Source organism: Streptomyces botrytidirepellens (genome assembly GCF_003721215.1).
Taxonomy (GTDB): domain Bacteria; phylum Actinomycetota; class Actinomycetes; order Streptomycetales; family Streptomycetaceae; genus Streptomyces; species Streptomyces himastatinicus.
Genome location: NZ_RIBZ01000040.1, coordinates 1 through 7,315 on the forward strand (window position 1 = coordinate 1; position 7,315 = coordinate 7,315).

7 protein-coding genes and 1 pseudogene are annotated in these 7,315 nt (G+C 69.4%); all 8 read left to right on the plus strand.

Annotated features, from left to right (window positions below):
• Nucleotides 1–534: pseudogene (locus EEJ42_RS52280) on the plus strand (histidine kinase); the annotation flags it as partial.
• 9 nt (nt 535–543) lie between these two features.
• The gene (locus EEJ42_RS02700; RefSeq protein ID WP_009714791.1) at nt 544–957 is read left to right on the plus strand and encodes a roadblock/LC7 domain-containing protein; all 414 of its coding nucleotides are present in this window, start codon (nt 544–546) and stop codon (nt 955–957) included.
• A 94-nt stretch (nt 958–1,051) separates the two neighbouring features.
• A complete protein-coding gene (locus EEJ42_RS02705) occupies nt 1,052–1,462 on the plus strand; it encodes a DUF742 domain-containing protein (protein WP_009714792.1) in 411 nt (136 codons plus the stop codon).
• Nucleotides 1,443–2,030 (plus strand): GTP-binding protein, encoded by a 588-nt coding sequence (locus tag EEJ42_RS02710; protein WP_123098429.1) that lies wholly within the window; start codon nt 1,443–1,445, stop codon nt 2,028–2,030. The genes EEJ42_RS02705 and EEJ42_RS02710 overlap by 20 nt, the downstream gene beginning before the upstream one ends.
• 481 nt (nt 2,031–2,511) lie before the next feature.
• Nucleotides 2,512–5,466 (plus strand): sensor histidine kinase, encoded by a 2,955-nt coding sequence (locus EEJ42_RS02715; RefSeq protein ID WP_246095987.1) that lies wholly within the window; start codon nt 2,512–2,514, stop codon nt 5,464–5,466.
• A 10-nt stretch (nt 5,467–5,476) separates the two neighbouring features.
• Nucleotides 5,477–5,890, plus strand: coding sequence for a roadblock/LC7 domain-containing protein (locus tag EEJ42_RS02720; protein WP_009714795.1), 414 nt, complete (start codon nt 5,477–5,479; stop codon nt 5,888–5,890).
• Between the two features lie 87 nt (nt 5,891–5,977).
• A complete protein-coding gene (locus tag EEJ42_RS02725) occupies nt 5,978–6,652 on the plus strand; it encodes a DUF742 domain-containing protein (RefSeq protein ID WP_123098431.1) in 675 nt (224 codons plus the stop codon).
• Nucleotides 6,633–7,211, plus strand: a complete 579-nt coding sequence (locus EEJ42_RS02730; protein ID WP_078510301.1) for a GTP-binding protein — start codon at nt 6,633–6,635, stop codon at nt 7,209–7,211. The genes EEJ42_RS02725 and EEJ42_RS02730 overlap by 20 nt, the downstream gene beginning before the upstream one ends.
• Nucleotides 7,212–7,315 lie beyond the last annotated feature (104 nt).

A 7,315-nucleotide genomic window follows, 5' to 3' on the forward strand; every position in this document is an offset into this window, starting at 1 on the left:
CAGGCTCCGGAGCCGCCCGCGCCCGGGCAGCCCGCCTCGGCCGTGCCGCCCGCCCGGGGGCGCGAGCCGCAGCAGCCGTCCTGGAACACCGGTGAATACAACACCGGTGAATACAACACCGCCGCGGCAGGCGGAACCGGCGGCCTGGGCGACACCAACGGAGCCCAGCGCAGCGGCGGCACCAACGGCACCAACGGCGCCGGTTTCCAGGGGCTGGGCGCGGGATCGGCGTGGCAGTCGTCGGCCAACGACGAGCGCTGGCGGCGCGCGGGACAGATCCGCGAACCCGCCGCCGGCGGTATCACGGCGTCCGGCTTGCCACGGCGGGTGCCCCGCGCCAATCTCGTGGAGGGTGCCGCACAGCCGTCGCAGCAGCCCGAGCAGGTGGGGCCCCAGGTGTCTCGCGCGCCCGACGATGTACGCGGGAGGCTGACCAACCTCCGCCGGGGGATTCAGCAGGGTCGTCGGGCCGGAACCGGCCTCGACGGCAATCACGATCGCGGCGTAGGCCCGACTTACCAGCAGGAGCGTTAGTTGAGCCCGATGAGCCAGGCGGCGCAGAATCTGAACTGGTTGATCACCAATTTCGTGGACAACACCCCCGGGGTGTCCCACACCGTGGTGGTCTCCGCCGACGGACTCCTTCTGGCGATGTCCGAAGGCTTCCCCCGTGACCGAGCCGATCAACTGGCGGCGGTCGCCTCCGGCCTGACCTCGCTCACCACCGGGGCCTCGCGCATCTTCGAAGGCGGGACGGTCAACCAGACCGTCGTCGAAATGGAACGAGGCTTCCTCTTCATCATGTCCATCTCCGACGGCTCCTCCCTCGCCGTACTCGCCCACCCGGAGTGCGACATCGGCCTCGTCGGCTACGAGATGGCCCTGCTCGTCGATCGCGCGGGCAACGTCCTCACCCCCGACCTGCGCGCCGAATTGCAAGGCAGCTTGTTGAACTGACCCCCGACCGCCCGCCCGGCCGTACGGCCGGGCGCCCCCCACCGGCACCGACCGACGGCACACGTCGTCACCTTGTTGTCCGACCGGAGGACTCATGACCCCGCCCCCTGCCTCGACCGGCCCGTACGGCGGCCATCACCACTCGCCGTACGGGGGTGAAGGCGACCAGCCATTGGTGCGTCCCTACGCCATGACCGGAGGCCGGACCCGGCCGCGCTACCAGCTCGCCATCGAGGCACTGGTCAGCACCACGGCCGACCCCGCGCACCTGGCGGGACTGCTTCCCGAGCACCAGCGCATCTGCCATCTCTGCGGGGAGGTCAAGTCCGTCGCGGAGGTGTCGGCGCTGCTGAACATACCCCTCGGGGTGGCGCGGATTCTGGTGGCCGACCTGGCGGAGGCCGGCATGGTGGCCATCCACCAGCCGGGGGGCAGCTCGGAAACGGGCGGCACGCCGGATGTGACACTGCTCGAAAGGGTGCTCAGTGGACTTCGCAAGCTCTAGCGGCGGCGCCCCGCCGGCCCGCGCGACCACCTCGGCGAAGATCGTGGTGGCGGGCGGCTTCGGCGTGGGCAAGACCACGTTCGTCGGCGCGGTCTCGGAGATCAACCCGCTGCGCACCGAAGCCGTGATGACGTCCGCCTCGGCGGGCATCGACGACCTGAGCCACGTGCAGGACAAGACCACGACGACCGTGGCGATGGACTTCGGCCGCATCACGCTGGACGACGACCTGATCCTGTACCTGTTCGGCACGCCCGGCCAGGACCGGTTCTGGTTCATGTGGGACGACCTGGTCCGCGGCGCCATCGGCGCCGTCGTCCTCGTCGACACCCGTCGACTCGCCGACTGCTTCCCCGCCGTCGACTACTTCGAGAACTCCGGCCTGCCCTTCGTCATCGCCCTCAACGGCTTCGACGGACACCAGCCGTACGCGCCGGAGGAAGTCCGCGAGGCCCTCCAGATCGGCCCGGACACCCCGATCATCACCACCGACGCGCGCCACCGCGGCGAGACCAAGAGCGCCCTCATCACCTTGGTCGAACACGCGCTGATGGCCCGGCTCAAGTAGGGGAACATCGCCGTAAGTTAACCGGCGGCAGAGGTACGAGCGGGCTGTGTCCAACGACACGGCCCGCTCGTACCTTCATAACGTTTCGACAGAGAAAAACATGGCTCGTCGACACGGAGCGCACGTGATCGACTCCGGTGTGCACTCAATTAGTTCGGTATTTGACATGGCTCACCCGTAACGCCCGTTTTATCTCTGGTCTAGACAACAGACTGATCGGTTTGCGTAGTGTTTGGAAAGCACCTGCGGGGCGTGCTGGAATTCGCTGAACTGGGCAGTAAGGGCTCAACTGGGAACGGCACGAGATCGGTGCCGACGCCGAGAGGTTGTTGGTCGAGTGAGGCGAAGCACGCCGGACCCCGCGCAAGAAGCGCGAGGGAACTTCACCCCGCCGCCGCGTACACGCACAGCGGCACCGTCCGCAGATGCGTCGGATCCGCCCGCCCCCACAGGTGGCCGGATCACCCCGCGGAACTGGGGGGTGCGCACGAGGCTGTACGCCATTTTGCTCATCCCCGTGCTGGTGGCGTTGGTCTTCGGTGGGTTCCAGGTGTCGGCGTCGGTCACCACCTGGAACGAGGCGCAGGACGCGGAACGCACCGCCAAGCTGGTCCGGGCCGCCGAGTCCTACGCCCACGCGCTGGTCGACGAGCGCGACCGGACCGCGGGACCGCTGCTGACCGGCACCAATGAGGACGTGGTGCGCAAGGTCCGCGCGACGACCGACGCGATGAAGGAGCAATTCGACCAGGCGGCCGCCGACATGCCGCAGACGGCGACGCTCAAACGCCGCCTCAAGGCGTTCCGGTCGACCGAACCCCAGCTGGCGGCGCTGCGGCGGAACGCCTACACCGACCGGCTGGGCGCGGTGAAGACCGAAGAGGGCTACGTCGGCGTCGAGCACTCGCTGATCGAGTTCGCCAACGAACTGGGCCTGGGCACCGGCAACATCACCTCCTACGGCCGCACCGTCTACGCGGTCTCGCTGGCCAAGGGCGCCGAGTCGCTCCAGCGCTCCATCGGCACGCATCTGCTGGTCAAGCCGGGTCCGTCGGCGGCCGACCGCAAGACCCAGCTGACCGCTTTCGGCAGCTATGTCTACCTGGAGGGCATCGCCCTCGGGGAGTTCAACGCCGCGGGCACCCCGGAGGACGTGACCCGGCTGGAGGACACCCTCACCGCGGCCAAGAAGCGGGCGCAGGCGCAGAGCGCCGCGGCCAAGCAGAAGGCCGAGGCCGCGGGGAAGACGTACAGCGAACCGCCCTCCATGGACCGGATGGTGCAGGCCATTGCCGGTGGTTCGGCGCCCGAGGACCTGGCGGACCAGGGCATCACTCCGGACGCCTGGTTCGCGGCGTCCACGGTCAAGTTCGACGCCTACCGCGACGCCGAGCAGAACCTCGTGGACAAGGCCGTGAACGAGGCATCGCAAATATCCGCGAACGCAAAGCAGGACACGATCGTGAACGCCGCGATCGTCCTCGTCGCGCTGCTCGTGGCGTTCTTCGTGGCCGGCCGGATGGCCCGCTCGATGAGCCACAGCATGCTCCAGCTGCGCAACGCCGCCTTCGACGTCGCCGAGCAGCGGCTGCCCATGGTGGTCGACCAGCTCTCCCGCACCGACCCGGGCCGGGTGAACACGCGGGTCACCCCGATCCCGATCAACACCCGGGACGAACTGGGCGAGGTCGCCCGCGCCTTCGACCAGGTGCACCGCGAGGCGATCCGTCTCGCGGCCGAGCAGGCGATGCTGCGGGGCAACGTCAACGCGATCTTCACGAACCTTTCCAGTCGCAACCAGGGCCTGATCGAGCGGCAGCTCACCCTGATCTCCGAACTGGAGAGCCGGGAGGCCGACCCGGACCAGCTGGAGCACCTCTTCCGGCTGGACCACCTGGCCACCCGCATGCGGCGCAACGGCGAGAACCTGCTGATCCTCGCGGGCGAGGAGCCGGGCCGTCGCTGGAACCAGCCGGTGCCCCTGATCGACGTGCTGCGCGCCGCCTCCTCCGAGGTGGAGTCGTACGAGCGCATCGAACTGGCCGGGATCTCCGAGAGCGAGATCCACGGCACCGCGGTGACCGACCTCGTCCATCTGCTCGCCGAGCTGCTGGAGAACGCCACCACCTTCTCCTCGCCGCACACCAAGGTGCGGGTCACCGCGACCCGGCTGCCGGACGGCCGCGTGGTGGTCGAGATCCACGACAAGGGCATCGGCCTGACCGCCGAGGACTTCGCCGACATCAACCACAAGCTGGCCAATCCGCCGACCGTGGACGCCGCGGTCTCCCAGCGCATGGGCCTGTTCGTGGTCGGCCGCCTCGCCGACCGGCACAACATCCGGGTGCAGCTGCGCCCGGCCGGTGAGCAGGCGGGTACCACCTCGCTGGTGATGCTGCCCGAGGCGATCACCCACGGCGGTGGCGGCGAGGAGCTGCCCCAGGACGAGTTCACGGTCTCCCGGCTCGTCCCGGAGCCGGAGCCGCAGCCCACGTACACCGCCGAGGACGCCGCCCTGTCCTCGCGCACGGCCGCCGAGCTGGGCTTCGACGACTCGTCGTACGCCCAGGAGCAGCTCCAGCGGCAGGAGCGGTTCCCGCAGCAGGAGCAGTTCCAGCGGCCGGAGCAGCCCCCGCGGCAGTACGGCGGGCTCCAGGCCGTGCAGCAGGAGCAGGAGCCGCGGCACGACCCGGCCGAGCCGGATCTGCTGGCCCAGCCCGGTCCGGGACCGGCCGGTCCCCAGTACCAGGATTCCGCCTTTTCTGAACCGGAAGCGGACTTCACAGCCCAGACACAGCCGGAACAACAGCCGTACGTGGGCTATAACTCACCTTCCCAGCAGGGAGAGTGGGGCGATTCCGGATCTTTTGAAAATCCCTTCGCGTCGCAGTTCGGGACGCAAACGGAATCGGGACCCGGCGGTCCCGAAGTTTCGCGGGACCGCGTAGAGTTCCACCGTCCGGGCCCCTCTCCGAGCGGCGTCCACTCCATGACCGACGCGGGGCTCCCGCGCCGCGACAAGCAGTGGCAGCCGATCGAGGAGACAGGGGCACAGGCGGCAGTCGGGGAGCCGGCGGCGGCTGCGGCGCCGGAACGGCCGCGGCAGACCCCGCAGGAGGACGGTAACCGGTGGCAGTCGGAGAACGACCAGCGCTGGCACCGTGCCGAACAGCTCCGCGAGCCGAAGGCCGGCGGGGTCACCTCCTCCGGTCTGCCCCGGAGGGTGCCCAAGGCCAACCTGGTCGAGGGTGCCGCGGAGCCCACCGGACAGGGCGGCCCCCAGGTCTCCCGGGCCCCGGAGGACGTCCGCGGCAGGCTCAGCAACCTGCGCCGCGGCATCCAGCGGGGACGCGATGCGGGATCCGGGATCACCCCGCGTGACCAGCATGACCAACAGGGCTTCGGCCCCGGCAGCACCTACGATCAGGAGCGTTAGTGTGAGCCCGATGAGCCAGGCGGCGCAGAACCTGAACTGGTTGATCACCAATTTCGTGGACAACACCCCCGGGGTGTCCCACACCGTGGTGGTCTCCGCCGACGGACTCCTTCTGGCGATGTCCGAAGGCTTCCCCCGTGACCGAGCCGATCAACTGGCGGCGGTCGCCTCCGGCCTGACCTCGCTCACCGCCGGAGCCTCCCGCATCTTCGAAGGCGGCGCGGTCAACCAGACCGTCGTCGAAATGGAACGAGGCTTCCTCTTCATCATGTCCATCTCCGACGGCTCCTCCCTCGCCGTACTCGCCCACCCGGAGTGCGACATCGGCCTCGTCGGCTACGAGATGGCCCTGCTCGTCGATCGCGCGGGCAACGTCCTCACCCCCGACCTGCGCGCCGAATTGCAAGGCAGTCTTCTCAACTAGCAAACATGGAGTGCGTTTCGCGCCACCGCGCCATAGGGTGCGGTGGCGCGACCGGCCGACAGGCACGTTGGAGTTGGAGGAGGAAACGTGGCAACGCCCCCTAGCGGATATCCGTACGGCCATGGGCAGCCGTCCGAACCGCGCGGAGAAGCCCCGATGAAGCGCTTCAACTTCCCCTCCGCGCCGAGCCGCCAGGCACGCTCCCCGTACCCGGGCGAACAGTCCTGGGATCACCCCGGCGAGCAGCCTCAGGAGCCGATGCCCCCGCAGCCCCTGAACCCACAGGGCCAGCAGGACCTCTACGCGCCCTCCTACGCGCCTCCCGAGAGTCCGATGTACGAACCACCGCAGCCACCCCGCATCCAGCCCGTACAGCCGCCTCAGCGCCTCGCACCGGAACCTTCCCCCACGGGAGGCGCGCATAACCCCCTGGTGCGCCCGTACGCCATGACCGGGGGCCGTACCCGGCCCCGGTACCAGCTCGCCATCGAGGCACTGGTACACACCACGGCCGATCCCACCCAGCTCCAGGGCCAGCTCCCCGAGCACCAGCGGATCTGCCAACTGTGCCGCGAGATCAAGTCGGTCGCCGAGATCTCCGCACTGCTCACCATCCCCCTCGGCGTCGCCCGGATCCTCGTAGCCGACCTGGCCGAGGCCGGGCTCGTCGCCATTCACCAGCCCGGCGGCGACGAGTCCGCCGGCGGCCAGCCTGACGTGACACTGCTCGAAAGGGTGCTCAGTGGACTTCGCAAGCTCTAGCGGTGCAGCCCGCTCCACCACCTCCGCGAAGATCGTGGTGGCGGGCGGCTTCGGCGTGGGCAAGACCACGTTCGTCGGCGCGGTCTCGGAGATCAACCCGCTGCGCACCGAAGCCGTGATGACGTCCGCCTCGGCGGGCATCGACGACCTCACCCACGCGCCGGACAAGACCACCACCACGGTGGCCATGGACTTCGGCCGCATCACGCTCGACCAGGACCTGATCCTGTACCTGTTCGGAACCCCCGGCCAGGACCGGTTCTGGTTCATGTGGGACGACCTGGTCCGCGGCGCCATCGGCGCCGTCGTCCTCGTCGACACCCGCCGACTCGCCGACTGCTTCCCCGCCGTCGACTACTTCGAGAACTCCGGCCTGCCCTTCGTCATCGCCCTCAACGGCTTCGACGGACACCAGCCGTACAGCCCCGAAGAGGTCCGTGAGGCCCTCCAGATCGGCCCGGACGCGCCGATCATCATCACGGACGCGCGCCACCGCAGCGAGGCCAAGAGCGCGCTGATCACGCTGGTCGAGCACGCGCTGATGGCCCGGCTGCGTTAGCCGCGCCCGGTTCCGGCGGGCCCCGGCCCGCCGGAACCAGCCGGAACGCGCCGGTATCCACCGGTATCGGATACGCGAAATCCCCCGCCCTCCATCGGAGAGCG